18 protein-coding genes and 1 pseudogene are annotated in these 26651 nt (G+C 60.6%); 6 read left to right on the top strand and 13 right to left on the bottom strand.

The window, feature by feature from the left end:
* Positions 1-124 precede the first annotated feature (124 nt).
* From FHT78_RS25240 to FHT78_RS25220, 5 genes are all read left to right on the top strand, one after another.
* A complete protein-coding gene (locus FHT78_RS25240; RefSeq protein ID WP_183749290.1) occupies positions 125-409 on the top strand; it encodes a hypothetical protein in 285 nt (94 codons plus the stop codon).
* A 359-nt stretch (positions 410-768) separates the two neighbouring features.
* Complete coding sequence (locus FHT78_RS25235; protein ID WP_183749386.1) at positions 769-3984, top strand: maltotransferase domain-containing protein; 3216 nt, start codon at positions 769-771, stop codon at positions 3982-3984.
* Between the two features lies 1 nt (position 3985).
* Positions 3986-7279: a maltose alpha-D-glucosyltransferase gene (treS, locus tag FHT78_RS25230; RefSeq protein WP_183749289.1), complete on the top strand. Its 3294-nt coding sequence runs from the start codon at positions 3986-3988 to the stop codon at positions 7277-7279.
* A complete protein-coding gene (glgB, locus tag FHT78_RS25225; RefSeq protein ID WP_183749288.1) occupies positions 7276-9489 on the top strand; it encodes a 1,4-alpha-glucan branching protein GlgB in 2214 nt (737 codons plus the stop codon). The genes treS and glgB overlap by 4 nt, the downstream gene beginning before the upstream one ends.
* Before the next feature lie 278 nt (positions 9490-9767).
* Complete coding sequence (locus FHT78_RS25220; RefSeq protein ID WP_183749287.1) at positions 9768-10499, top strand: Crp/Fnr family transcriptional regulator; 732 nt, start codon at positions 9768-9770, stop codon at positions 10497-10499.
* 374 nt (positions 10500-10873) lie between these two features.
* Here FHT78_RS25220 and FHT78_RS25215 read toward each other — a convergent pair whose 3' ends face one another.
* The gene (locus tag FHT78_RS25215; protein WP_183749286.1) at positions 10874-12406 is read right to left on the bottom strand and encodes a histidine kinase dimerization/phosphoacceptor domain -containing protein; all 1533 of its coding nucleotides are present in this window, start codon (positions 12404-12406) and stop codon (positions 10874-10876) included.
* 281 nt (positions 12407-12687) lie between these two features.
* Here FHT78_RS25215 and FHT78_RS29475 point away from each other — a divergent pair.
* Positions 12688-12903, top strand: a pseudogene (locus FHT78_RS29475) (trehalose synthase); the annotation flags it as partial.
* 143 nt (positions 12904-13046) lie between these two features.
* On the opposite strand, the gene FHT78_RS25210 reads toward FHT78_RS29475, so the two are convergent.
* The 12 genes from FHT78_RS25210 to traA all read right to left on the bottom strand — a co-directional run bounded on the left by FHT78_RS25210 (position 13047) and on the right by traA (position 26643).
* On the bottom strand, positions 13047-13382 hold the full coding sequence (locus FHT78_RS25210; protein ID WP_183749285.1) for a hypothetical protein: 336 nt from the start codon (positions 13380-13382) through the stop codon (positions 13047-13049).
* Between the two features lie 763 nt (positions 13383-14145).
* Positions 14146-15033 (bottom strand): carbon-nitrogen hydrolase family protein, encoded by an 888-nt coding sequence (locus tag FHT78_RS25205; protein WP_183749284.1) that lies wholly within the window; start codon positions 15031-15033, stop codon positions 14146-14148.
* Positions 15030-15683 carry an RraA family protein gene (locus FHT78_RS25200; protein WP_183749283.1) on the bottom strand — a complete coding sequence of 218 codons (654 nt, stop codon included), beginning with the start codon at positions 15681-15683 and terminating at the stop codon, positions 15030-15032. The genes FHT78_RS25205 and FHT78_RS25200 overlap by 4 nt, the downstream gene beginning before the upstream one ends.
* 24 nt (positions 15684-15707) lie before the next feature.
* Positions 15708-16571, bottom strand: coding sequence for a TauD/TfdA family dioxygenase (locus FHT78_RS25195; RefSeq protein WP_183749282.1), 864 nt, complete (start codon positions 16569-16571; stop codon positions 15708-15710).
* A gap of 115 nt (positions 16572-16686) precedes the next feature.
* Positions 16687-17769, bottom strand: coding sequence for an ABC transporter ATP-binding protein (locus FHT78_RS25190; RefSeq protein ID WP_183749281.1), 1083 nt, complete (start codon positions 17767-17769; stop codon positions 16687-16689).
* The gene (locus FHT78_RS25185; RefSeq protein ID WP_183749280.1) at positions 17766-18569 is read right to left on the bottom strand and encodes an ABC transporter permease; all 804 of its coding nucleotides are present in this window, start codon (positions 18567-18569) and stop codon (positions 17766-17768) included. The genes FHT78_RS25190 and FHT78_RS25185 overlap by 4 nt, the downstream gene beginning before the upstream one ends.
* Positions 18566-19465, bottom strand: coding sequence for an ABC transporter permease (locus FHT78_RS25180; RefSeq protein ID WP_183749279.1), 900 nt, complete (start codon positions 19463-19465; stop codon positions 18566-18568). The genes FHT78_RS25185 and FHT78_RS25180 overlap by 4 nt, the downstream gene beginning before the upstream one ends.
* A gap of 9 nt (positions 19466-19474) precedes the next feature.
* Positions 19475-20497 (bottom strand): ABC transporter substrate-binding protein, encoded by a 1023-nt coding sequence (locus FHT78_RS25175; protein WP_312858792.1) that lies wholly within the window; start codon positions 20495-20497, stop codon positions 19475-19477.
* Positions 20498-21007: 510 nt separating this feature from the next.
* A complete protein-coding gene (locus tag FHT78_RS25170; protein WP_183749277.1) occupies positions 21008-21610 on the bottom strand; it encodes a TraH family protein in 603 nt (200 codons plus the stop codon).
* Positions 21611-21624: 14 nt separating this feature from the next.
* Positions 21625-22782 (bottom strand): conjugal transfer protein TraB, encoded by a 1158-nt coding sequence (locus tag FHT78_RS25165; protein WP_183749276.1) that lies wholly within the window; start codon positions 22780-22782, stop codon positions 21625-21627.
* On the bottom strand, positions 22772-23317 hold the full coding sequence (gene traF / locus FHT78_RS25160; protein ID WP_246715421.1) for a conjugative transfer signal peptidase TraF: 546 nt from the start codon (positions 23315-23317) through the stop codon (positions 22772-22774). Before traF ends, FHT78_RS25165 begins: the two co-directional genes overlap by 11 nt.
* A gap of 17 nt (positions 23318-23334) precedes the next feature.
* Positions 23335-26643, bottom strand: coding sequence for a Ti-type conjugative transfer relaxase TraA (gene traA / locus FHT78_RS25155; RefSeq protein WP_183749274.1), 3309 nt, complete (start codon positions 26641-26643; stop codon positions 23335-23337).
* Positions 26644-26651 lie beyond the last annotated feature (8 nt).

The following is a 26651-nucleotide window of genomic DNA, read 5'->3' as shown; positions in this document are numbered from 1 at the left end:
ACGCGGACCGCCACAGATACCGGTAATCTTGCATAGCCATAAGACGGGGAAGCCAAGAAACAAAATCCTCCCGGGAACTTCGAGGTTTTCGGCGGCGTTAGGCCGCGAAGAAACGGAGGAAGACATGAGCCAATCAAAATCCCCGGCCGTCGAAGCATACGAACTCGACAAGGCAAGGAAGCAGCAGCAAGAAAAGGACGGCGACCTCGACAAGGCACTCGAGGATACGTTTCCAGCCTCTGATCCCGTTTCGCACTCGGTTACCTCCGTTGCCGGCGCGCCGGCGGCATCCGAAAAGGCGGACAGCGAAAACCTCCTCGACGCGATCAGGGCTTGGGTCAAGGATAATCCGATAGCGGCCGTCGCCGTCACGGCCGCCGTCGCATGGGTGATCGGCTCCAGACGATAGCGGCAGCCTTGTCTGGCGATCCTTCCCCTCGTGGGTAGAGTAAGAACCGTCTCGGCGGCTCATACGACGTCAAAAGCTCAACGCGCGTTGGTTCTGCAGGATGAGTGCTGTCGCCGGGTCCCTCGACACAGGCTGTCATCGAGAACCCAGGCTGGATGGTAGCCGACGAGCGGTCGCAAGCGTGCCCCGAGGAGTTGGTCGCCTCCGTTATCGGTCTGAAGGGCGGCGACCCGACAAGCTGATCCATCCCGCCGCGTGCATCATCTGTCGCCTTGAATGGGAACAAGTAAAGCGCCTGCAGGTTCACCTCGGCGATCTTCAAAGACTGTTCATGCGACTGGGCGGAGACAGACCGAGTGATGACAACAGCAATCTCTTCGACCGCTTTCCCTCCACCTCTGCGGATCTACTATGTCAACCCGCTTCTGCTGTCGGGCAGAGACCGCTGGCTTGAGGTTTTCGACCACGCAGCCCTTCTTGGCTTCGATACCGTGCTGTCGGCCTCGCCGTTTCAAAGGACAGATGAAAGCCTGTTCTTTCCGCACGACTACGGCAGCCTCGATGCGGCCCTCGGCCTTGCTGGGGATGCCGAGGAGGCGCTTGCGATGCTGGCCGGCGAGGCCGAAGGTCGCGGTATCAAATTGATGCTGGACCTCACGATCAGCCCAGGAACCGAGGTGAACCACAATACCCTGCGGTCTCTTGACCCGCGGCGATCGCCGCTCATGCCATTCCGTCACCCGGTCTCGTCTACCTCGCCCGGGCTGATCGAGGCGTGGAAGAGGAGACTTTCCCGCTTTGCTGCTGCCGGAATTGCTGGCTACCGACTTGTCGGCCTGGATAATCTGGAGATCGCCGAATGGCAGCAACTGATCGCCGCTGCCCGGGCCGCCAACCCCTCAACGGGTTTTCTTGCCTATACGCCCGGCACCGCCTTTGCCCTGCGAAACAGCCTGCGCGATTGCGGGCTCGACGCCACATTTACCTCGCTCGCCTGGTGGGACCTGCGGGAAAGCTGGATGCTCGAAGAGTATCGCCTTCAGCAGTCTCTCGGACCGCAGATAGCCTTTCCGGAGCCGCCCTTCGGCAAGCGGCTTGCGCATGGTACGGAGAGCAGAGAGATCCGCGAGCGGCGGTCGCGCCGCGCCCTGCGCCTGGCGGTGGCGATCGGCGACGGTCTTCTCGTGCCGATGGGTTTCGAATTTGGAGCGGTGCTGCCGCTCGACCCGACGCATGGGCATGGCGAGGGCCTGCGTCGGCTCAGAGCCGACGGCACCTTCGATCTGACTGACGAACTGCGCGATCTGATAGCATCCAGCCGTAACGGGGCGAAGCAACTCGTCAATTGCGAGATCGCGAGCCATGTGACCGTCATGACGCAAGCCGACTCGGCCGACATCAGGAGCGCTCATTCGGTACAGCTGGTTGCAGTCAATCGAGATCTTCGTCGTTCCGCCGTCCTTGCGGAGACCATTCTCAATCGAGCTGTCGCACCCTTCGTGCCCGTTGATGCAGCGACGCCCGAGCTGCGCCTAAAGCCTGGCGAGGCCCGTTTGATTCCAACCCAGGCGCGTGCCGCCATTACCGCCGAGCACGGAGACCTGCCGCTCGACAAGGCGACAACCTCGCCGCGCATCGCTATCGAAAAAGTCGCCCCGGCAGTCGACGACGGTCGCTTCCCGGTCAAGCGCATTGTCGGCGAGACGGTCGTCGTCGAGGCCGATATCTTCGCCGACGGGCACGATCTTCTGTCGGCAGCGCTCCTCTTCCGCCCACGCGGACAAGACGGGTGGCGCGAAGCGCGTATGGGCCTTTTCGAAAACGATCGGTGGAGGGGCAGTTTCGTTCTCGATCGTGTCGGCCGGTTCCAATTCTGCGTCGAGGCTTGGAAGAACCCGTTTGCGATCTTCCGCTACGAGCTCGTCAAGAAACATGAAGCCCGCCTCGACCTCAGACTGGAAATCATCGAAGGGGAAGAGTTGATACGCAGGACGGCGGCGGATCCGGCCCCGGCGATGGCGGCCGAGGAGCGCAGCGAGCTTGAAGCGCTCCTCGGCGAACTCGAGCGTCGGGAGGGCGTCGCAAAGCTCGATTTACTCCTGGGACCGCGCACCGCCGAGCTGATGGCACGCGCCGACAGGCGCCCCTTTTCCTGCCGCACAGCAGTCTATGGCGTTGAATCGGAGCGGCGCGAGGCCGGATTTGCCAGCTGGTACCAGATCTTCCCGCGATCGCAGAGCGGCGATCCGAACCGTCACGGCACGTTCGAGGACGTAATACCCCGTCTGCCGGCCATTCGCGATATGGGTTTCGACGTTCTCTACTTTCCGCCGATCCACCCGATCGGCCGCACCAACCGGAAGGGCCGCAACAATTCTCTCGTCGCCACACCCAACGATCCGGGCAGCCCCTACGCCATTGGCTCGGAAGCCGGTGGCCATGAGGCAATTCACCCCGAGCTCGGCGAATTCGACGATTTCGAACGTCTGGTCGATGAAGCGAGAAAGGTTGGGCTGGAGATCGCCCTCGATCTCGCTATCCAGGCCTCGCCCGATCATCCGTGGCTGCGCGAACATCCCGGCTGGTTTGACTGGCGCCCGGACGGCACCATCCGTTACGCCGAAAACCCTCCGAAGAAATACGAGGATATCGTCAACGTCGATTTCTATGCCAAGGATGCGATTCCGGACCTGTGGGTGGAACTGCGCGATATCGTCGAGATGTGGGTCGACGAAGGCGTCAGGCTTTTTCGCGTCGACAATCCGCACACAAAGCCTTTTCCGTTCTGGGAATGGCTGATCGGCGACATTCGCGCGCGCCACCCCGACGTCATTTTTCTGTCAGAGGCTTTCACGCGCCCGAAGGTCATGTACCGGCTGGCCAAGATCGGCTTCTCGCAATCCTATACCTATTTCACTTGGCGCAACGAAAGGTGGGAGCTCGAGCAATATATGAGCGAGCTTACCGCAAGCGAGGTGCGGGAATTCTTCCGGCCGCATTTCTTCGTCAATACTCACGACATAAATCCAGACTTCCTGCAGAACGCGCCGCGGCCTGCCTATCTGATCCGCGCCGCGCTTGCCGCCACGTTGTCGGGCCTTTGGGGCGTCTACAACGGGTTCGAGCTTTGCGAAGGACGCCCCGACGCAAAGCGTAAGGAATATGCCGACAGCGAAAAATACGAGATCCGCGCCTGGGATTACGACCGCCCCGGCAACATCAAGGCGGAAATCGCCATGCTCAACCGCATCCGCAGGGACAACCCTGCACTCCATTCGCATCTCGGTCTGACGCTTTTGCCCTCATCGAACAGCAACGTCATGTTCTTCGAGAAAGCAGATGCCGAGCGTCATAATGTGCTCCTGATCGCCGTCACTCTCAACCCGCACGCAATCGAGGAGAGCAGCGTCGAGTTTCCGCTCTGGAAGTTCGGCCTCGGCGATATGAGCGCGCTGGCACTCGAGGACCTTGTCAGCGGCCAGAATTTCAAGCGCACCGGAAAGTGGCAAACGATCAGGCTGGACCCGGCCCATTTGCCCTTCGCTATATGGCGGGTCAGGGCAGGAGAAGCCTGAAATGGATGCAGCCTTCGTAGAAGACCGGAAACCGACAACCGACGATGCGCTCTGGTACAAGGACGCGATCATCTATCAACTGCACATCAAGTCCTTTTATGACGCCAACGGCGACGGCATCGGCGATTTCGAAGGCCTCTATCAGAAGCTCGACTATATCGCCTCGCTCGGCGTCAATGCCATCTGGCTTCTTCCCTTCTTTCCTTCGCCCCGCCGCGACGACGGCTACGACATTGCCGATTACCGCAATGTCAGCGCCGACTACGGGACACTCGACGACTTCCGCCGGTTCGTCGCAGCCGCCCACGAGCGCCATATCAAGGTGATCATCGAACTGGTGATCAATCACACCTCCGACCAGCATCCCTGGTTCCAGCGCGCCCGCCAAGCGCCAGCCGGCAGTCCCGAGCGTGAGTTCTATGTGTGGTCGGACAATGACCACAAGTTTCCCGAGACCCGTATCATCTTTCTCGACACCGAAAAATCGAACTGGACGTTCGATCCCGTCGCCGGCGCCTATTACTGGCATCGCTTCTATTCCCACCAACCGGATCTCAACTTCGACAATCCGAAGGTGATGGAGGAGCTCATCGACATCATGCGCTTTTGGCTCGAAACCGGCATTGACGGTTTCCGGCTCGATGCCATTCCCTATCTGGTCGAGCGCGAGGGCACCAATAACGAGAACCTGCCCGAAACCCACGCGATCCTCAAACAGATCCGCGCGGCCCTCGATGCCACACATCCGGGCGTCATGCTCTTGGCCGAAGCCAATCAATGGCCGGAAGATACGCGGGAATATTTCGGTGACGGGGACGAGTGCCACATGGCCTTCCACTTCCCACTGATGCCGCGCATGTACATGGCGATCGCCAAGGAAGACCGCTTCCCGATTACCGACATCATGCGACAGACGCCGGATATTCCGGAAACCTGTCAATGGGCAATCTTCCTGAGGAACCATGACGAGCTGACGCTGGAAATGGTGACGGATGCCGAGCGCGACTATCTCTGGGAGACCTACGCGTCCGACAAGAGGGCCCGCATAAATCTCGGCATCCGTCGCCGGCTGGCGCCGCTCATGGAGCGCGACCGCCGGCGGATTGAGTTGATGAACGCGCTGTTGTTGTCGATGTCCGGTACGCCGGTCGTCTATTATGGCGACGAGATCGGCATGGGAGACAATATCTATCTCGGCGACCGGGATGGCGTGCGCACGCCGATGCAATGGTCGCCCGACCGCAACGGCGGCTTCTCACGGGCGGATCCGGCACGCCTCGTCTTGCCGCCTGTCGCAGATCCACTTTACGGCTTCGAGGCATTGAACGTCGAAGCGCAGGTGGCCGACGCCCATTCGCTCTTGAACTGGACGCGGCGTATGTTGGCGCTGCGGCGCCGTCACAGTGCCTTCGGGCGCGGGTCCTTGCGGTTCCTGACGCCGAGCAACCGCCGGATCCTCGCCTATCTGCGCGAGTATGGAGACGAGGTCATCCTGTGCGTTGCCAATCTCTCGCGCCTTCCTCAGGCGGTCGAACTCGATCTGTCGGCTTTCGAAGGCCGCATCCCGATAGAGCTCACCGGCATGTCGCCCTTTCCACCGATCGGGCAGCTCACCTATCTTTTGACGCTTCCGCCCTACGGGTTCTTCTGGTTCCAGCTCAACAGCGAGGCGGATGGCCCCGCCTGGCGCACGGCGCCGCCCGAGCAACTGGCCGACTTCGTCACCGTCGTCATCCGGCGCAACCTGAGCGAACTTGTCGAACAGCCCCAGCACGCGGCAATGCTAAGCCGCGACATCCTACCGGCCTACCTGTCCAAGCGGCGCTGGTTTGGCGCCAAGGATCAGGCGCTTCAGGAGGCTCGGCTCGTGTCTGCCACACCTATCCCCTTCGCCGATGGTGTTGTTCTGGGCGAGCTTGAGGCCGTGTTGCCCGATCACGTGGAGAGCTATCAGCTGCCGCTTGCTGCCGAATGGGACGACACACCACCCAACGTGCTCGGCCAACAGCTCTCGCTCGCTCGCATCCGGCAGGGCCGGCGTGTCGGCTTTCTGACGGATGGATTTGCGGTCGAGACAATGGCGCGCGGCATCCTGCGAGGCCTGCGCGACCGGTCCGTCGTCAGCGGACGCACGGGGCAGATCGAGTTCATTGGCACTGACACGCTCGACCGCCTGTCGCTGTCTGACGACATGCCGATCCACTGGCTATCGGCGGAGCAATCCAACAGCTCGCTCATTGTCGGGGACGCGGCGATGATCAAGCTGATCCGACATGTCTTCGTCGGCATTCATCCGGAAGTCGAGATGACCCGCTATTTGACGCAGCACGGCTACGAACATACCGCGCCGTGGCTAGGCGAAGTCGCTCGCACCGACCGCGAAGGTCGGCGCTCGACCCTGATCATCGTTCAGGGCGCCATCCGCAACCAGGGCGACGCTTGGAACTGGATGCTCGCCAACCTCAGACGTGTCGCCGACGAGATCGTCATGACGGAAGTCGCCGTCGAGATGGCTGACGAGCAATTGCGACCGCTTGTCAATTTCGTCGCAATGATCGGGGAGCGGCTCGGCGAACTGCATGTGCTCCTGTCCCGGCCGACCGATGACGAGGCCTTTTCGCCGCGCCGGGCCGATGAGAGCGACGTTGAAACCATCCGCAAATCCGTCACCGGTGAAATTGCCTACGCCTTCTCCAAGCTCACCGACCTCGGTGCAGAGATCGACGAGGGAATGGGTGGCCCGGCCGGATCGCTCCTTCAGCGACGCGATACCATCATCGAACTTGCCGGAGCATTGGCGGACGGAGCAAAAGGAACGCTGCTCACACGCGCCCATGGCGATTTCCATCTCGGCCAGGTCCTGGTGACGGAAGGTGACGCCGTCATCATCGATTTCGAGGGGGAACCAGCCCGCAATCTTGCCGAACGCAGGGCAAAGACAAGTCCGCTGCGCGACGTGGCAGGGCTTTTGCGCTCGCTCGACTACCTGTCGGCGACCGCGAAACTCGAAAACGATGCGATCTCCGACCATCATGACGCACGTCGGCGCGAGGTCATTTCCCGCTTTGGCGCCAAAGCTGAACAGGTCTTCTTGCAGGCCTATGTGCAGGCGCTCTCGGCCTCTGCGGATCTGCCCAATTCGGAAGCCGAGGTCAGACGCATCCTCGATGTCTTCCTTTTGGAAAAGGCAGCTTACGAAATCGCCTATGAAGCGCGCAATCGCCCCAAATGGCTACCGATTCCGCTGAATGGATTTGCCAACATCTTGACCCGCCTCTCGGAGAGCCCCTCATGACGACAGACTTCGCCGACATCTTCTTCGGTGTTGGGCCGGATGCCATGCAAGCCCTCATCGAGGGGCGCCATGGCGATCCATTTTCAATCCTCGGCCCCCATCAACGCGGCGATGGTCGCTATAGTGTTCGCTTATTCTTGCCTGGGGCCACGGGCGTCGATCTAATCGCCGGCGACAGTGACAGGCTTCTTGCAACGGCGGATCTCGTCCATCCGGCGGGCCTGTTCGGCGCCGTGCTGCCGGAGCTGGCCTCCTACCATTTGAAGGTATACTGGCCTGACGCCATCCAGGTGACCGATGATCCCTACAGGTTTGGCCCGTTGCTCGGCGACCTCGACCTGCACCTCGTTGCCGAAGGCACGCACTACAGTCTGACGCGTGCGCTTGGAGCCAATCCAATGACGATCGACGACGTTGTTGGCGTGCGCTTTGCGGTCTGGGCACCAAACGCACGGCGCGTGTCGGTCGTCGGCGACTTCAACAGCTGGGATGGCCGGCGCCATCCGATGCGGCTTCGGCCCCAGGCGGGTGTCTGGGAAATCTTCGTTCCGCAGGTGAGCGTCGGCGAGCGCTACAAGTTCGAGATTCTCGATCGGTACGGCAATCTTCTGGCCCAGAAGGCCGATCCTGTCGCCAGGGCGGCGGAGCCGGCGCCCTCGACGGCATCGGTCGTGGCTTCCACCGATCCCTTCGCCTGGACCGATGCAGCCTGGTTGGACGCCCGCCGCAGCGCCGACCAGCAAACAGAGGCGGTCAGCATCTACGAGGTGCACCCCGGTTCGTGGCTGCGCGACATGAGCGAGGGGGCACGCGTGCTTGACTGGGTCGAGCTATCACAGCGCCTCATACCCTATGTTCGTGACATGGGCTTCACTCATATCGAGTTGCTCCCGATCATGGAGCACCCCTTCGGCGGCTCATGGGGCTACCAGCCGCTCGGCCTGTTTGCGCCAACCGGCCGCTATGGCACACCAGAGGATTTTGCTTACTTTGTCGACCGCTGCCATGGCGCCGGGATCGGCGTCATCCTCGACTGGGTGCCGGCGCACTTCCCGACTGATGTCTGGGGCCTGGCGCGTTTCGACGGGACGGCGCTCTATGAGCACGAAGACCCCCGTGAGGGTTTTCACCAGGATTGGAATACACTGATCTACAATCTCGGTCGCAACGAGGTCAAAGGCTTTCTGATCGCCAGCGCCCTTGAGTGGCTCGAGCATTATCATATCGACGGATTGCGCGTCGATGCGGTGGCATCCATACTTTACCGCGACTACAGCCGGGCGGCTGGCGAATGGATCCCGAACCGTCACGGCGGCCGTGAAAACCTCGAGGCCATTGAGTTCTTCAAGCATCTCAACAGCATCGTCCATGACCGGTTTCCCCATGCGTTGATGATCGCCGAGGAATCCACCGCTTTTCCGAACATTACCAGGTCACCGCAGGACGGGGGGCTCGGGTTCGACATGAAATGGAATATGGGATGGATGCACGACACGCTGAATTATATGTCTGAGGATCCGGTCTATCGCAAATATCACCACGGATCGATGACCTTCGGCATGATCTATGCTTACAGCGAGCGCTTCATTCTACCCTTCTCGCACGACGAGGTCGTGCACGGAAAGGGATCGATATTCGCCAAGATGCCCGGAGACGCCTGGCAGAAGATGGCTAATTTGCGAGCGCTTTTTGGTTTCATGTGGGGCCATCCCGGTAAGAAGCTCATCTTCATGGGGTCGGAGATCGGCCAGACGACGGAGTGGAACCACGACGGTTCAGTGGAATGGGATCTGCTTGATGATCCGGCTCATTCCGGCCTGCAGCGACTTGTGCGCGACCTCAACCGAATTTACCGCTATTTTGACTGCTTACAGTATGGCGACAGCGAGCCGTCGGGGTTTGAATGGGCAATTGCTGATGATGCGGAAAATTCCGTGCTCGCCATGCTGCGCTATGACCGCGAACGCCGATCGGTCGCTCTCGTCATTTCGAACTTCACGCCGATTCCGCGTCACGGTTACCGGGTGGGCGTTCCCGTGCCGGGCCACTGGCGGCAAATCCTCAACACCGATTCATCCGTCTACGGCGGCACCGGCACGAGCGGTGGAGATTGCAGCAGCGACAATGTCGCTGCCGATGGCCGCAGCCAGTCACTTCTCGTCGACCTTCCGCCGCTGTCGACGATGATTTTCGTGCATGAGGACGGTTAGTCGCTTTGAGGCCCTGCGGGTCGCTCTCGAGCGCGCATGGCGCCAGGGTTTGGGGTTTTTTCTCCAGGTTTCGACCCCGACGATTGCCTTGGCATCGCCCGATCGCGCAAAGCGAGCGGCTTTCGGCCAAACGGCGTGCCCACCCACACCCGATGCGGCCGCCAGCGCGCGAACGTGGTTGCTACGGAACCAGAAGCGCAGATGAAAGTTCACTCGATACTGGTGCAGAGCGAGGCTGCCGATTGCTGCTCGCGCTAGAGGCAAGTCGGGAGACACGGATGGCGCCGAGCCAGAGACAAATATCAAACCGCATGCTGACTGCGCTCGAACCGCCTGATTTTGCGATGCTTGCACCGTATCTCGCCCAGGTCGATCTTCCCGCTCAGTTCCAGATCGCAAAGCCGCGCGAAAAGCTCGACTACGTCTATTTTCCCGAAAGTGGGATCGGAGCGGTCATGACGGTCTCTTCCACAGGCGAGACCGCGGAGGCCGGCATGTTCGGCTGGGAAGGCTTTGTGCCGACCGCCACCATCATTGGCGACAATGTCGTTCCCTATGTCGTCGAGATGAACATCGCCGGTTCGGGCTACCGGGTGCCGATCGAGGCGATGCGGCAGGCCACGATGAAGAGCTCTACCTTCCAAGTCCCGCTCGTCAAATATATGCATATCTTTGCCACGCAGGTCGCCTTCACCGCGCTTGCCAATATTCGCTATTTGCTCGAACAGCGCCTCGCCCGTTGGATTCTGATGTGTCACGATCGCCTTCGCAGCGACGAGATGGCGATCACCCATGAATATATCGCGCTGATGCTCGGGGCCAGGCGCCCCGGCGTGACGGCGGCCCTGCATGTCCTGGAAGGGCATCGTTTGATCCGCTCCGTGCGCGGCTCCGTCGTCATTCGCAATCGCGCCGGTCTCGAGGTGTTTGCGGCCGGATCCTATGGGATTCCCGAACAGGAATTCGAACGGCTTATCGGGAGCCGCTTGAGCAATCACAAACCGGCATGAGCGGCGCCGGCCTCCGATAGAGTGAAGCATGCGGTATTTTTTTAATACGTGACGGCGAGGATCTGATCTGGATAAGGAGGGAAGCGATTGCGCGCGCCTTGCTGTTGCCATCGAGGAGGCCAAGGCCGGTGCGCGCGACCCCATGGCGGAGAGGTTGAGGTCCGGCCGGGAACTCGACGGGCAGTGCTTCGAGATCGTCGATGACGCTGGAACCCTGGCAGCCGTCGTCCGGTTCAAGGACGCCTTGCCATCGTGATCGTAAGGCCGTCGCGCATCTGGTCCCGGAAGGAGCGAATGAGATCTCACATCCTCAACGATCTGGGAGGAGGCGCGCAGGCGTCTGGCGCCAAAGGGTAATTCAGGTCAGACGTGGCCTAGCGCGTCAACGCCAACTGCGCCCTAAACAGGGTGCCATTCATGCGCTCGATCGTGAAGGTCCCGCTCAACTCGTTGACGAACGCCTTGATCAGCCGGCTGCCCATGCCCGCCTTTGCCGCGGCCGGATCGTATCCGATGCCGTCATCGGCAATTTCGAACAGCACGAGATCGCTCGACTGTCGCGAAAGCCGGACGCGGATTAGCCCCTGAGGCCGATCAGCGAAGGCGTATTTCATGCTGTTCGTCAGCAGTTCGTTGAGCAGAAGCGCAAAAGGCGTCGCCCTTTCAGCGTCGATCTCGATGTCGTCGAGTTCGAACCTCAAGTCGATAGGGCGATCGTTAAGCCTAACAAGCGTGCGCGCGAGGCTTGGAACGAGCTGGCGGGCATTGACGCTTTTGAACTGATCGAAGCCATACATCTGCTCGTGGACGGCGGACATGGCCTGAACCCGGTCGTTCAACTTCTGTACCGTTTCCGGCCTGAGGCCCTGCAGGCGCACAAGTGCCATAACGGTTTGCAGGTTGTTCTTCACGCGGTGGTGAATTTCACGCATGAGGGTCTGATTGGTATGCAGCGCTTCTGCCAGTTCGGCCGTGTGACGGGCGTCGGCCCGTGCCAGGCTCAGTATCTTCCATCCAGCCGCCAGGCTTGCGACGAGGGCAAGGGTGGTGATGAGCGCCACGATTGCGACATCCGTCCAGAAGGGTTTCAGGATCAGCGAAGTCTCGGCGGAGGCGATCGCCACGAATGGCGTGCGCTCGACAATGCGATAGGCGACCAGACGCTGCACCTGGTCGACTGGCGAGACTGAACTATAGGTTCCGGACGTGGCCTTGCGCATATAGTCGGTAAACAGCACGTAGTTGCCGAGATCGACCATCTCCTTCGGTTCGGGATGGCGCGCGATCAGTTTGCCATCCCTTCGAAAAAAGCTGACGGTGGAACCTGGACCAAGCGGCGACGCGTCCCAGATCGAACGCAACAGTCCGGTATCGAAGGCTAGAACGGCGACCCCGACGAATTTGTGGTCGCGCTCGATGCGGGCTGCCGACAGGAAGACGCGTCTTCCGGTACTGGCCATCTCAGTCATTGCCGACGTGTAGGCTTCCGCTCCATTGGAGAGCCGCTGGAAGTATGTCCGATCGACAATGTCGGCCGGCGCGCCCTCCCGATCGGTTGAATAGATTAGCGAGCCGTCGGAGGCCAGCACATAGGCTGTCGCTGCACTTGGCAGCTCCTCCGTTGCCAGGTTCAGCCGTCTGAGGCGATCACCGTTATCCGGACCAATTGCCGTGCCGAAAGCATCGTCCATTCGAAAAAGGGTCTGACGCGCAAGAGAATTGATCCAGACAGCATTGGCCACCACGATCTTGGCGGTTGCAACAACTTGTTCCTCGCCGCTTTTAACCGCCGCCGAATAGCTCGAATGCAGCCAGACTGCCAGGACGACACAAAGGGCGGCAAATAAGCAGGCAACTGCGGTGATCGCGGCCCTGCCGACAATTGTGAAGCCGTTGGCCGGGCCCATCCAGTCCTCATGATCTGACGAAGCGGCACTGTCTGATGGTGAGCTATTGGATGTCAAGAATTCGTACGGTTGGAATCAATGTGAGGCGTCCAAGACGCGATGCAGCTTTCAGTAACGACAGATGAGCCATTTGGCGGCTCTCGTCCGGTGCGGCGAAGAACGGGAGGTGCCGGAACAATCGACGGCATACGCCATTGGGGCCTCGAACAAGAAGGGGTGCGACGATTGACGATCTCCGGTATAAGAATGCCGCCATCAACTGCCTCTCGGTCGAAGCCTTCATGGATGCGTAGAGTGACGGGATCGGCGATTTCACCGGGCCTGCGCGCCGTCTCGATTTGCTGGTCTCGGCATCACGGCGATCTGGCTCATGCCGTTCAAGACGCCGGCAAGCAAGGACGATGCTGCGGCGTCTCGGTAATATAAAGTCGGCCGTGCTACGGGGATGCTCGGTGACGTCGTCGGGTTTCACGCATGGCGCAAGACAGCGCCGCATCCTACGCCGCACGGCAATCCGAGGCGGTCTGATGTCTCCATCGCGGCGGCGCAGGACGGTGGTTATAAAGCGTAAAACGCCGGTAGCGGTCTTTTACTCCCCGCCCTGATGGATCAAGGCATGATCGTCGGCATGTTGAACCACCTAGATTTCCGGGCAGCCTCTGACATTGGCAAAGCGTATGCGCTCAGACCTGCCGCTGCGTCTGAATCCTTCGACGATGATGCTGCGGCGCGTCTCGCCGATGATGTGCGGTCGGCGAAGACCGGCATCACGCGCATTGTCTAAGGCATCACGCGGGTCACACCGGCGCCGCAGGCCGTAATCGTCATCCGGATTTGCATACCGGTCGCGATCGGGATTTCGCATTTCGACCCCGCCGGGCCCCAATCGCAGCTCGACCTGGGCGTGAGCGACAGATGGCAAGGCGGCAGCGCCAGTGACCAACGTCAACAGGAATGCTTTGAGCGCAGTGTTCATACTTTTCCTCCACTAAGACTGAGATCCGAACCTCTGGACCGTCGTTTGGTTCCCTGCCAGCACCACGGGTTCGTCATGGCCTTTGAGAAACGACGAGATCCGTCCCGATCATCGGTGTTCTATTGAGGCGCCAACGTGTTTAGAGGGCCGTCAGGTATCCGAAGCGCTGGATTGCGAACCGGTTAGCCTGGGACTATCGCAGCGTCGCAACAGGCTGCGCTGGTGACGCGCAACCTGGCGCGCGCCTCTCCTTCGCGCCAGTCTTCCGTTCTTTCCGTATCGGTTTTTTCTCGATGTTCCAGAATGGAAGAACTCCAGGCGTCAGCGCCCCTGCAAGCCCAGATCGGCCTTCGTTTTTCTGGAAACCCCTGCGGATCCTGCCAAATGCAACCATATCGTCAGCTCCTTATCTGATGAGCAACGTCGTTGGCCCCAGGCGGTTCCCGCTGCGCGTGGCGTCACCGCTGAAACTTGTAGCCTCACGGTGCCGTCCGGTCGGAACGACGCGTTCGCCACAATTACAGCAGGTCGAATAAGAAGCGGCATGCGCTTCCGCTCTCATCTGGAGCAAACCAATGACGGCCGCGGAAATAAGGTCCGACGGCTCTTTATCATCGATGGGTTTATGTAACGATTTTTGGAGATCGACACATCCTCCAACCACCTCCGACAATGCTTGAAAGGCAACGACGAAGGCCACAGGGCAACCTGAACAAGAATATCGTCGATTGATGAAGCCTCTTGGGTCGGCCCCTTGAGCCCCTCAAAAGGTCATGTCCGTCACGCGGCGATTGGGCGTGGCAGCATTGGCAGTGGCGAGCGGCATGGCCGTAACATCTACCCGGTGTGCTTCCATCGGAATCCAGGCTCGAACCTGCCTCAGCCTATCACGGTCAATTCTGGCGCTGAGAACCCCCGGCCTATCGTCGGCCCTTACGAGAATTTGTCCCCAGGGGTCACAAATCATCGAATTCCCGAACATTTGCCGCTCCTCGCCGGCAGGCGTCGTGTAGGAACCGCATTGGCCGCAGGCGACGACGAACGCCTGGAACTCGATGGCCCTGGCCCGGCACAGAACCTCCCAATGGTATTTTCCGGTCTGGGTCGTGAAGGCTGCCGGTAGAACGAAGACATCGGCCTTTTCGGCGGCCAGACGGTCGAAAATGCGGGAGAACCGCAGATCGTAGCAGATGCAGCAGGCTAGTCGGAAACCATTCAGTTCATAAATGAGCAGCTGATTGCCGGGCGCAACCGTCTCGGATTCGGCATAGCGTTTCCCGTCCGGCGTGACGATGTCGAAAAGATGGATCTTCCGATAGGCACCGATCTGTCTCCCATTGGCGTCGAAGACGACACTCGTATTGAAGATCCGGTCGTGGCCAGGAACGCTTTCAAGGATGCTGCCGGCATGGATGGCGACACCATGCTCGGCAGCAAAGCGTTGCACCATCTTATAGGCTCTGCCGCCGGGGATAAGGTCGGCGGCCGCCTTTTTCTCGGCTGCAGTACCTCCCGTCCAGTCGAAATGTTCCGGCAGCACGATGAGGTCCGGCCTTTCGTTTCGAACCGCCTTCAGCATCAGGCGCCCAGCTTCGGCAAGATTGTAGGCGCGATCCGGGCGGGCGTTCATCTGAATGAGCGAGATCTTCATGCAAGGTCCTCTTGCTCGAACAGGAATATGGATTTGCCGGCAGTCAGGTGCGCACGCAGCGCTGCTGAGCGCTGCTGGCGTGCAATCGCCATTTCCGCAAGGGCGTGCATGCGCTCGGCCTCGGCAGCAAAGACGCCTTCGCTATCGGCCAGGACGGCGTAGCCCGGTAGAATTGCCGCGCTGCCGCAGGCGACTGGCACGTTGATCGATCCGCCGATCGAAAAGATCCGGTTTGTCGTCCGCGACGAAACACCCCGGCACCAGATCGGAAGGCCAACCGCGACCAACTCCTCGACATCGGTGCAAGGCCCGTCGATGACGATACCGCTTGCGCCCTTCGCCTTGGCAGCGGCAGCAACGCCGCCACCCACACAGGCCACATCGTCGCGGTCGACACGGGAAATGACCAGCATGTCGCCTGGCTTCAGCATGTCGACCGCCTTGTAGATGATGACGCCGTCGCGGCCTGGCGCCGCGACGGTCAAGGCCGGCCCGAAGGCCCGGCAGGGAAAGACCGGACGGACATTGTCGCCGACAAAGCCCAGATGCTCGACATGTCCGATCGTTGCGGTTTCGACCGCCGGAAGCATGTCGATGAGATCCGGGGGTAGGCTGAGCTGGCGTTCATAGGCCCGGTAGAAGGGTGTCATGTCACGGTCTTTCCTGAAATAAGATCAGATCGGGCGCTCGCCGGAGGTGGTCGTCCGGTGCATAATGCGGATCGATGCCGGATCGAAAGAGTCGCGCCGATGCATCGTGCAGCGGTTATCCCACATCATGATGTCTCCTTCGTCCCAGCGTTGGACGAAGACTTCCTGCTCTCGGGTCGTGTGATCCCAGAGCTCGGCGAGCAGCGCGTTGCTCTCGTCGAGCGGCATGCCGACGATCCAGGCGCCATCGGAGGTGCCGCCGAGATAAAGGGCCTTGCGGCCGGTTTCGCCATGGGTGCGCACCAGCGGATGCACCATGCCGCCCCACTCACGAAAGTCCTTGCTTTTAGGCTCCGTCTTGCCGAGCCGCAGCTTGCCGGTCTTGTCGTAAACGTTCTGGAAATAGATCTGGCGACCATCGACCAGCGTTTTCAACGACGACGGCAAGGTTTCATAGGCCATATAGGTGGATAGGAAGTAGGTATCCCCCCCTGACGGCGGAACCTTGATGGCCCGTAGAATGGCGCCGGCAGGCGGTCTTTCGTAGAACCACGTGTCGGTATGCCAGGTCGCTTCGCTGTTGCCCATGGCACCGGTCGGCTTGCCATCTTTCGTCGTGTTGCTGATGACGAGGATTTCCGGATGAGTCGGATGACCACCCTCTTGCAGCTGTTTCGGATGGATGACGAACTCGCCGAAATGGCGCGAGAAGGCCACCTGGTCTGCATCGGTGATGCGGGTCCGCTTGAAGCGAAGGACGCCATATTGCAGCCAGTAACGACGCAATTCCTCGATATCGCGCGCATCGTAATTGTTGAAATCAAACCCCTCGATGTCGGCGCAGACATTGCTCTCGACTTGCACCGCCTTCAGTCTTTCCTTCAGCATTTCCATTCTCCTTCTGTGGTCCCCTTGTGAGGCCGAGGTGATGCTACGTCCGGGAGGGTCGCTAGCTCCAATAGCGATTGTCGCGCATTGATAGGGGCGATCGATTGGTCCCGATTCACGTCGCCAGAGGCCGGACGTCAGCGGGATCGACCGCGAGCGTCACAGGATGGCCGGGCGTGAGGCCATGTCCGGTTGCGATGGTTGGGTGGTGCAGGATCACCCGGTGCCCGCCGTCGATGATCGCCTCAAGCTCAGCATAGGCGCCGAAGTCGGTCACGCGACGTAGGGTCCCTTCAAGCCGGTTCATCCCCGCTGGAACCTCGTCCACCCCGGCCAGCTTCACGCTCTGTGGTCTTACGGAGCAGAAACTGACTTGGGCTGGCGCGTTCGACCCGGCGGACATGAGAATCGTGGGTCCGCCCTCGATCGACAGTTTGATGCGGGACGCCGAGCGCGAACATCCCGAAATCGGCAGGATGTTCGACCGCCCGATGAAATCGGCAACGAAACGCGATGCCGGCTGGCGATAGATGTCGCCGGGTGCGCCTTGCTGAACAATGGCGCCACGATCCATGATGACGATCCGGTCGGACATGGCCATGGCTTCTTCCTGGTCGTGTGTCACGTACACAAAGGTCATGCCGAGCGTCTCATGGATCTCCTTCAGTTCGGCGCGCATCGCCTCGCGCAATTTCAGATCGAGATTGGAGAGCGGCTCGTCGAGAAGCAGGAGCGAGGGCCGAGGAGCTATCGCCCGGGCGAGTGCGACGCGCTGCTGCTGGCCGCCGGAGAGCTCCTTCGGATAACGTGCGCCGAAACCATTCAGATGCACGCTTCGAAGTGCCTTCTCCACCGCCGCATGGATCTCGGCGCGCCGCGCGCGGCGCATACGAAGTCCGAACCCGACGTTTTCGGCGACCGTCATATGAGGAAAGAGCGCGTAGTTCTGAAACACGAGCCCGAGGTTGCGGTTCTCGGGCGGCACATTCAGCTGACTGCCTCCGCGGATCCGGATATCGCCCCGGCTCGGAGCGTTGAAACCGGCGATCATGTTCAGCGTCGTCGTCTTGCCACAGCCGGACGGCCCAAGAATGCTGACGAACTCGCCGGCCGGGATCTGCAGATTCACGTCTCTGACCACGCAAACCTGGCCGAAGGACTTTGTAACCGACAGGAGTTCGATATCGAATTCGCTCATTTGCTTCCTCCATGAAGCTGCGCGGAAAAACCGCCGAGTTTTTCGAAAGCCAGGATCACCATCAGAACGAAGATCATCGACGCCACGTTGACCGCCGCCATGACGGGGTCGAGGCTATATTCGAGGTGATTGATGACGGCGATCGGCAGGGTTGTGTCGCCGGGGCGGACCAGAAAGACCGACAGCGGAATATTGTTGAACGAGATGATGAAGGCGAAGGTGACGCCAGACAGAACGCCCGGCTTGATGAGGGGAAGCACGACGTACAGCATCCTTTGGCGTCTGCTGGCGCCGAGGATCTGGGCGGCGCGGTCGAGGTTCTCATCGAAATTCGCAAGTGCGCCGGCTGCCATCCGCATTACGAAGGGAAGGGCCAAGACGATATGAGCAGCAATCAGTGCCGGCATACCGAGCATGTTTTGCAGGCCGATGATCGACAGGAAAAGGACAATCGCCACACCCTTGACGATCTGCGGGACAGAGAGCGGCGACAAGAGCGCCGCCATGATGACGCCCGAACCTGGAATACGCTCATAGACAAGGGCAAAGGCGGCAAGTGTCCCGAGAGCGCCGCTGATTGCCGCCACGATCACCGCAATCTCAACGCTTAACAGGAAGGGTCGGACCCATCGATCCTCGAAAAGCTCGCCGTACCAGACGAGTGTCCATTCCCATGGCCGGAATGTCACGGCCGCGGTTGGGCTGAGCGAAGCCGCAACAACAACGAGGAGCGGCAGTGCGATGAACGCCAGCACCAGAATAAGCGCCGCCCAGAAGCTGATCGCAATCACCTTCGTCATCTTACCTCTCCCTTCTTTGATGATTTTCGCACCTTGAGGCGTGCCTCCCACCGAATTCCGATCAGCGAGGCGACGAGCATCAATGCGAGCAGGGCGATCGCCATGACGCTCGCGAAGGGCCAGTCGATATAGAAGAGCACCTGTTCGGAGATCATCGTTGCCAGCACCTTGAAACGCGCGCCTCCGAGAAGAGCCGGTGTTGCGTAGGCACTGGCCGCCATGGTGAAGCTGATCAGCAACGAGCTGACGATGCCTGGCACAGAGAGAGGAAGGACGATGTGACGGATGACGGACGCTCTGGAGGCGCCGAGCATCTGGGCGGCGCGTTCCAGATTGACGTCGATCCCCTGGATGCTCGTCATCAACGACAATATGCCGAAGGGCAGCACGACATGCGTCAGTCCGACGACGACCGCAAAAAGGCTCTTAGAAAGGGGAATGGGCGTCGAGACGATGCCGAGATGAATCAGTGCGTCATTGATGAAGCCTCGATCCTCGAGGATAATCAGCCAGCCATAAGTGCGCAGCACCACGCCCGCAAGTTCGGGCGCGAGCGCCAGCGCGAAGACAATGCTCCGCCAGCGTGTTTGCGAACGGGCAAGGAAATAGGCGACGGGATAACCGAGAAGCGTAACGGCAACGGCGACCAAGGCCGACATAATTGCCGTGCGGGCAAGACCGGGCAGCGACAATCCATCGAGGAAGAAGCGCTCGTAATTTCCAAATGTCGGGGTGAGCGTCCGGCTGTCGAGAAAGCTCATGCCGATCATCATGCCCATCGGAAGGGCAAAGAAGATCGTCAGCAACAGGCAGGACGGCGCGAGCAATATCGGTGCAGATGTTCGCACGGCAAATCGACCGGGAACAACCGGTGCAGTATCGGTAAGTGCTGTCATGGACACTCCTCAACGCGCCTGCGAGACGACGTCCCGGTCCCAGCGTTCACCCCATTCGGAGAGCTTGTCGCCAAGCACGGTCAGATCGGGCAACTTGAGCGACCTGAGATCCTCTTGCGACGTGATCTGCCGGCGGCGCAGGGCTTCCGGAACATCGATGTCGGCGCGAGCGCTACCTACCTTGTACCCAGCGACCCAGGCTTCCTGGCTGGCCTTTTCGAGGAAGAAATCAATGAAGGATCTTGCCGCCGCCTTGTTCTCGGCTCCAATGGGGATGTTTAGCGTCGCGATCAGCGGGATGGTGCCTTCTTGGGGCCGCACATAGTCAACGGGCAAGCCCGCGTCGACCAAAAGCTGAGCGCGGCCGCTCCAGAAGGGCATTGCCCAGACCGTGCCGTCCTTGATGTAGCTTTCGAGGATGGCAGAGGATTGCTCGAAGCCGATCGAGCGCTTGGAGAGACGCGCCATAGCCGCAAACCCGGGATCGATATTGTCGATCAGCCCGCCCCCTTCCGTAATCGACATCATTTCCAAGAGATAGACGGCCATGATGTTCTGGAAGGTCGGCAGGACCACCTTGCCATCGAGATCAGGCCGGAGGAGATCGCCCCAGGAGGTCGGCGAGGACGCGAGCTTGTCGGTTCTGTATAGCAGCGACATGTACTGCACCTCGTGGACCGCGCCACAAGGGCCCGCTACGTCCTGTAGGCTTGTCGTGAGCGAACCAAGGTTCGGGATCGTGGTAACGTTGAGCTTGTCGAGCACGCCGTCGCGGCAGCCTTGAAGCGATTGCGACGCTGTCATGACGACTACGTCAAAGCCGGGATGTCCGTTTGTGGCCTTGATCTTGGCATAGTCCTGTGAGGCAGAACCGACCGCATCGTAGATGACGTCGATCCCAGTCTTGCGTTCGAAAGGTTCGATGATGGCCTGCCGAATGATCGCCTCATAGGGTCCACCATAGCTGTTGACGACGAGCGTTTCGGCATGCGCGAGCTGTGGCAGACATAGCGCAAAGACCGCAGGTAGAATGGAAGGTGGCTGGAATGGTCGCACGTCGGTTTCTCCCGGTTGGTATTGTTCCCGGAAAAAGTGTGCCGACGCGACATCCACACGTCTAATAACAATCAGCTGGCATTTATGCCTTGACGCTATGAATCGAGGCGAACTCATCGAAGGCGTGCAATGCGGCAGCGGATGATTTCAATTGGCCGCCACGTTCATTATTCAAACCGTCACAATGGAATGAAGCTATGGCGCTCTATCCAAGGCTCGTTGAGCAACAAAATAGCGGCGCCATATCAGACACGCCAGTCGTGGCTGGTTCGGAGCTTCCCGACAATCAGGAAAACCGACCCTCGCGACTTGGCCAGCGCGGAAATCGAATACCCCACGCTGGATAATGCGATGACCCTCGATGCAGCGACACAGGATCCAGTCGGCTTTGAAGACGCATGGACCGCGCCATCATCGATGAAATACAGCGCGCCCCCGGGCTGTTTCGGCATTGTGCTAGCGCTTCGCACTCTATCCTTCTATCGCCTACTTGTTCTCGATCCTCGAAAGATCGATCCGGATACCGGCATCCTGCGGCTTTGACTGAAAAGACACGGCTGGTTCGACCGGTTGACCGGACGTCGTCGACGTTTCGCTAGGAGGAACACTAAGCGGCTCGCCGAGCTTGCCTGCGGGATCCTCTGCCCGAAACACGCTCTCGCCCTCAAACTGGCCCGTCCTCCAGGCATAGATGGCGTCATCGAATATCTGAGGGAAAACTTCCTCGCTCTTTGGGTTTCCGTACCACTTGGTCACAATACGGAGGATTTTGGCGAACATCGCCGTCCCCATTCGGAGGTTGGCACATGGCTCGACAAGGTCGGGTTTCAGCTCGGAAGCGTCTTTCGCACCCACACCAGCCGGCAGTTGGGTGAGCCCGACGCGAACGATCGCCTTCCCGACATATTTGCGCATGAACTCAAGAGCCTCATCGGGTGTTTTCGACCTTGGCATCAAGATGAGCCGCCCGCCTGAGTGAACAGCGACGGCCAGGGGATCGGTAGAACCCGCAACCTCGATAAATTTCTCGACGATCGCCGGCTTCAGGGATGCATCGGCGCATTGTTGTATGAGTGCAGCATCGATCATAAATGCTCCGTTTGTCAGGTGTTAAAAGAAAGAACTAGCGGTTTGCCGAACAGCCGAGCCCAAGCGGTGGTGCTGGCTCGCTGGATGTCGACGATCGACGTCCCTGATGTCCACCATCCGTTTCCTACAGCCACAATCAGATCCGGGTCGTAGAGCATCGACTGCAGGACCGGCCAGACGACGAGCTGCTCGTAGCAAATCAGGGGCGCGGCCTGTTGATCTCCTATCTTCGCAATCGGATTGGCGAAGAAGTGCGCACGTGCGCCGCCACTCTCGCCGAGCCAGGACTTCCACGGCTGCCACATCGAGCCCGGGACCGGCATACGCTCGCGATAGAGAATGCTGCTGCCGGCGCCGGATAGGACGACGAGAACATTGTCATATCCTTTTGGGTCGACAACGGCGGCGCCAGCGACCACGGAAGCATCCATGCCCCGAAGGGCTGCGTTCCAAAGCCGTTCGACCGCCGGCGTCCAGAGGCCGAGGGCGCTCTCCGGCAACACGATTGTTTGGCCAGTTCCACGAACCCTCACCGTGGCAATCAGATCACGGTGGCGCTGCATGCTGGCGTCCCGCCCCAGCGATGACCCCATTTGCAGATCGACGCCCCGCCAGCCCTCAGGTAGGTTCGGATCGGTCCAGAAGACGGCGGACCACAGCCAAAAGCCTACGAAGGCGATGGCAACTGCCGGCCACATGCGGGTTACGAGGCCCATGAGGCTGGCTGTCATCGCAGCTAGTCCCCACCATCCCCATGCGGGAAACAGGACGCCGGCGGCTGTCACAGGGTGCGCCCATCCCGTGATGCCGAAAGGTGGCACCGCCATGAGGGCGGCCGCCATCAGATAGCGAAACGGCCGACCGCCGGCACGGCTCGTCCAGAGCATCGCATGCACGCCAACAAAACTCACCGACGTATATAGCCATAGCAACAGACCGGGCCACAGATCCGACGAATAGAAGGTCGCAACACCCTGCGGCAGACCTCGCGAAGCCGCCAGGAAATACCCGCCTGAAACAAGCGCCGCCACGGATCTGGTTTGGGCCCGCGCCCAAAGAATCGGGAACGCCAAGGCGGCGGGAAGCAGCAGGACACGGCCACTCCACCCGACCGTTCCGACAACGATCGCGGCAATGATCAGCAGCGCTGGTTGGTAGTGATTATGGCGCATAGGTCAGGACCTGTTGCGCCAGACCGAGGATACCCGAAGCAGGGAGGGGACCGAAATAGCGGGAGTCGTAGGAGCCCGCGAAAGCCGAGTGCAGGAACACGCTACCCGCCGGCACGATCCCGCCTCCAGCCGGCGTCAACGACCGTCCCTGTCCGTCCTGGTCTGCAAGCTTCGATCGAGCAACGTCACGCCCGTCGACGCGGACGCTTGCTGCGACCTCGACCCGCTGGCCGGCGACGGCGATCACCGTCTTGATCAGCGGCGCAACGCCACTTGGGCAAAGGCCGGAGCGCAGATAACCGCGGCTAAGTGCCTCCTGGATGGCTGCCGTTTGCGGCGGGCAAATGAAGACGAGATCGCCGACCTCAGCGGCGCGATCGAGCTTGACGATATGCCAGAGACCGAGCGGTTGGCTCGGTGTAAGATTGATCCGATAGCCACCGAACCCGGCCGCCACGATCGCAGCAAGAAGCGCTGCTGTGACTGTCGCCACGGCCGGAAGGAACCCCCTGTGCGGAGGCCGCGCCAGCGTCATTATCATGAGAGACAAGTTCATTTCAGCGACATCCCCTGGCCCTTGGCTTGGCGCATCGTCTCAGCTTGTTTGATGGCCTCGATCGTTCGGTCATGAGCACCGAGCTTCTGCACTGCGCGCATAAGGCTCCATGCTGACTGGACCTCTGCTTTCTGACCGGGGCTCATGTCCGCCGTAATCGTCTTAAAGGTCTCGCCATTGGTGTCCTTGGCAGCCAAGGGCAGCAAGGTCCGCTCGCCGAAACGCTCGGCGACCGCCTTGGCAAATCCCTCCAGTTCCGCCTTCACTTGTCTGTCGGCAAGACCGAACGCGAGCGCCGACGGAAGGTCATTGCGGTCGATCGCATCACGCACGCGTTCGAGCGTCTGGCGGGCATTCGGAGATAGCGCCGGAATGTCGATCGAGATCTTGCGGCGGAGGGCCACTTCCTCCGCCTGATAGCGTTGTCCGGCCCGGTTGCGCTGGCGCATGTAATCACCGAGGCTTTGAGCTAGAGCAGGAACGTTGCGTTGCGCCCTCTCGCGCTCCTGCCTTTCGGCCCGGCTTGCGAGGATGCCGGCTTTCCCCTTGAGTACACCAAAGCTTTCCGGCTGGCCGGCGAGCTTCGCCAGCATCGATTTGGCGACAGTCTCATCCTTCACCATAGCGTCGACATTGACGGTCCTGAAGGCGGCTTCCGGATGCGCATAGATGAGATGGAAGCGAGCCGACACATCTTCCCATTGCTTCTTCAAACCGGGGTCCGCTTCGAGCTTTTCGGCGACGGCCTGCTCGATCGTTTTCGGGAACGTCGCGATACCGGCAACCATGGGGCCGGCATCCTTGCTGCTTTGCGAGCGGATCGGTTTGGAACGGGCACCGAGACCGAGTTTGGCGCCGATGGCGAGGAGCCGATGAGCAAGAACGGCCAATTTTTGTTTCTGGCGGATCGTCCATTCGAGCCTGTCGCGGGCAACCGTTCGGGCGACGTTGACGATATGCAGGCCGCGCGCTTCCGCGAAGGGCAGCGCTTGTCGATAGAAGGTAGCCTTTTCGTAATCGAGCGTGGTTTCCTTGGCGTTCTTTCGCGACAGGATGTTGATCAGCCCGCCGGCGAATGCGAAGGATCGGGTACCGTAATAGATGCGGAGATCCTCGCGATGGCGGGTCATCGCCACATAGGTCAGATGCCGATCGAGCGAGAGGGATGCGAGCACCTTGACCCGGTCTACGGTGGCGCCCTGGCTCTTGTGGATCGTGGTGGCATAGCCGTGGTCGAGATTGTTATAGAAACGCTGCTCGACCGTGACCAGGCGGCGGTGCTCGCCTTCGCCGACCTCTGCCACGATGTGGTTTTGAGCAGCGTCGACGACCTTGGCAAGCATCCCGTTCTTGATGCCGAGCGAGCCTTCATTCTTCAGGAATACGATCTGGTCGCCGACCGCGAAGTCGCGGTGCCCGTGCTCCGTTCGGAACGCAAAACCTTGGCCAAGGACGCCACGCTCGACGAGCTCGGCGCGTGCCATCTCGTTGAGCATGCGCACGTCACGGCGGAGGTGGGCGAGGATCAACGTCGGCCTGCTCCGATCGTAGTCGCGGCTCCAATCGGCGATGAGCGTCTCGACGGCCTCTTCCTTCAGACGCAAGCCGATCATTCGGCCCCGAGCGGCATAGGCATCGACAGCCTTGCGGATGTTGCCGCGCGCAAGATCGAGCGACGCATCGCGCATCCATTGTTCGCGCTGGCGATAGATGGTTTCGAGCTCGGCATAACCGATCCGATCGGCGATCGCTCGGAAGGCGGCGCCGGCTTCGATCGGCTGAAGCTGCTCCGGATCACCAACCATGACAAGCTTGGCGCCGGCCTTCGTCACCGCCTCGACCAGGTGCGCCATCTGGCGTGACGACACCATGCCGGCCTCATCGAGAACGAAGACCGTCTTTGCGTCGAGCTGGTTTCGGCCTCCGCTCCAGCGAAGCTCCCAGGACGAAAGCGTGTGCGAGGCGATCCCCGCTTCCTTCTCCAGACCCTCCGCCGCTTTACCGGCAAGAGCACCACCGACGACATGATATCCGGCACCTTCCCACGCTTCCCGCGCAGCCTTCATCATCGTGGTCTTCCCGGCGCCGGCGCGGCCGATGACGGCTGCGATCCGCTCGGGTCCTGCGACATGCTCGATCGCTGCCTTTTGCTCCTCTGAGAGGCGGGAATGGCGCGCGAAAGTCGCCTCTAGCACCGCGTCCTGAACGCCATGCGACGATCGCTCAGAAAGCCAGATCGCGCGGTCAGCCATCACCGCTTCCAGCCGGATCAACTCGCGGGTCGTGTATTTGGCAAGCACCCTGGCCCCGGTCGCAAACGCGATCCGCTCGCGTTCGAGGCGGAGCGCTTCGGGGCTCTGCAGGACACGGACCATCAGGTTCTGGAACAGGGCGGCATCATCGATATAGCGATGCAGGATTTTCGCGACGTCTCGGCTATCGAAGACACTCTTCTCGCGCGTGATCAGGTCGAGGACGATCTCCGGCCGGCGCTGGATGCGGCGTGCGTTCTCGCTTCGCCGCGCCTCCTGCAACTCGATCCGTTCGAGCTTTGGTGACGCTGCCTGCGTCTCCGCCTTCCGGTCGATGGCAGTCGCACCGACACCAATATGGATGGTCGGCTCCACGTCGATGCCTTGCCTTTCGAAGGATCGGCCATCGACGCGGACGTCGAGGCCGGCCATTGCCAGATGCCTGTTCTGGCAGCCGAACCAGCCGTCGCGAAATACGTTGAAGTCATCGAGGTTTCCCGCCCAAAGCTCGTAGACGATCTTCCCGGCGTCGTTGCGAATCGCATTCCCATCCGGCCTGAGAACCGCGACCTTCTTGGCGCCGAACCCATCCTCCTTCAGTGGCCGCAAAGTCGTCATCAGATGAACATGCGGATTGCCCGGCGCATCGTGATAGACCCAATCGGCGACCATGCCCTTGGCGGTGACGTGACGCTCGACGAAGTCTCGAACGAGCGCGATGTTTTGCGCGGTCGTCAGTTCGATCGGCAGGGCAATCGTGACGTCCTTGGCGAGCTGCGCATCGGAGCGCTTCTCGAAATCCTCGACCCTGTTCCAGAAGGCTTCGGAAGCACCGGAGATCGACCGATCGGCGGTTATTGTCCGCAACCACTCGGGCGCGTCAGCCGGGATCACGAACTCCTCGTGCAGGAGACCGCGCTTGTGGGTGTAATCGATCGTCCGCGCCTCCCGCTCATACTCCATTTTTGCGCAGTGCCGGTAGGCTGCCGACAGCACCGCACTGCGGCCGGAGCCGCGGGCGACGACGCTGACGGAGAAATGAGGGACGGCCACGGCGAAAA

It is taken from the genome of Rhizobium sp. BK196 (assembly GCF_014193255.1).
Lineage (GTDB): Bacteria > Pseudomonadota > Alphaproteobacteria > Rhizobiales > Rhizobiaceae > Rhizobium.
The sequence above is the reverse complement of the archived record's forward strand: the minus strand, read 5'-3'. Positions and strand labels throughout refer to the sequence as shown.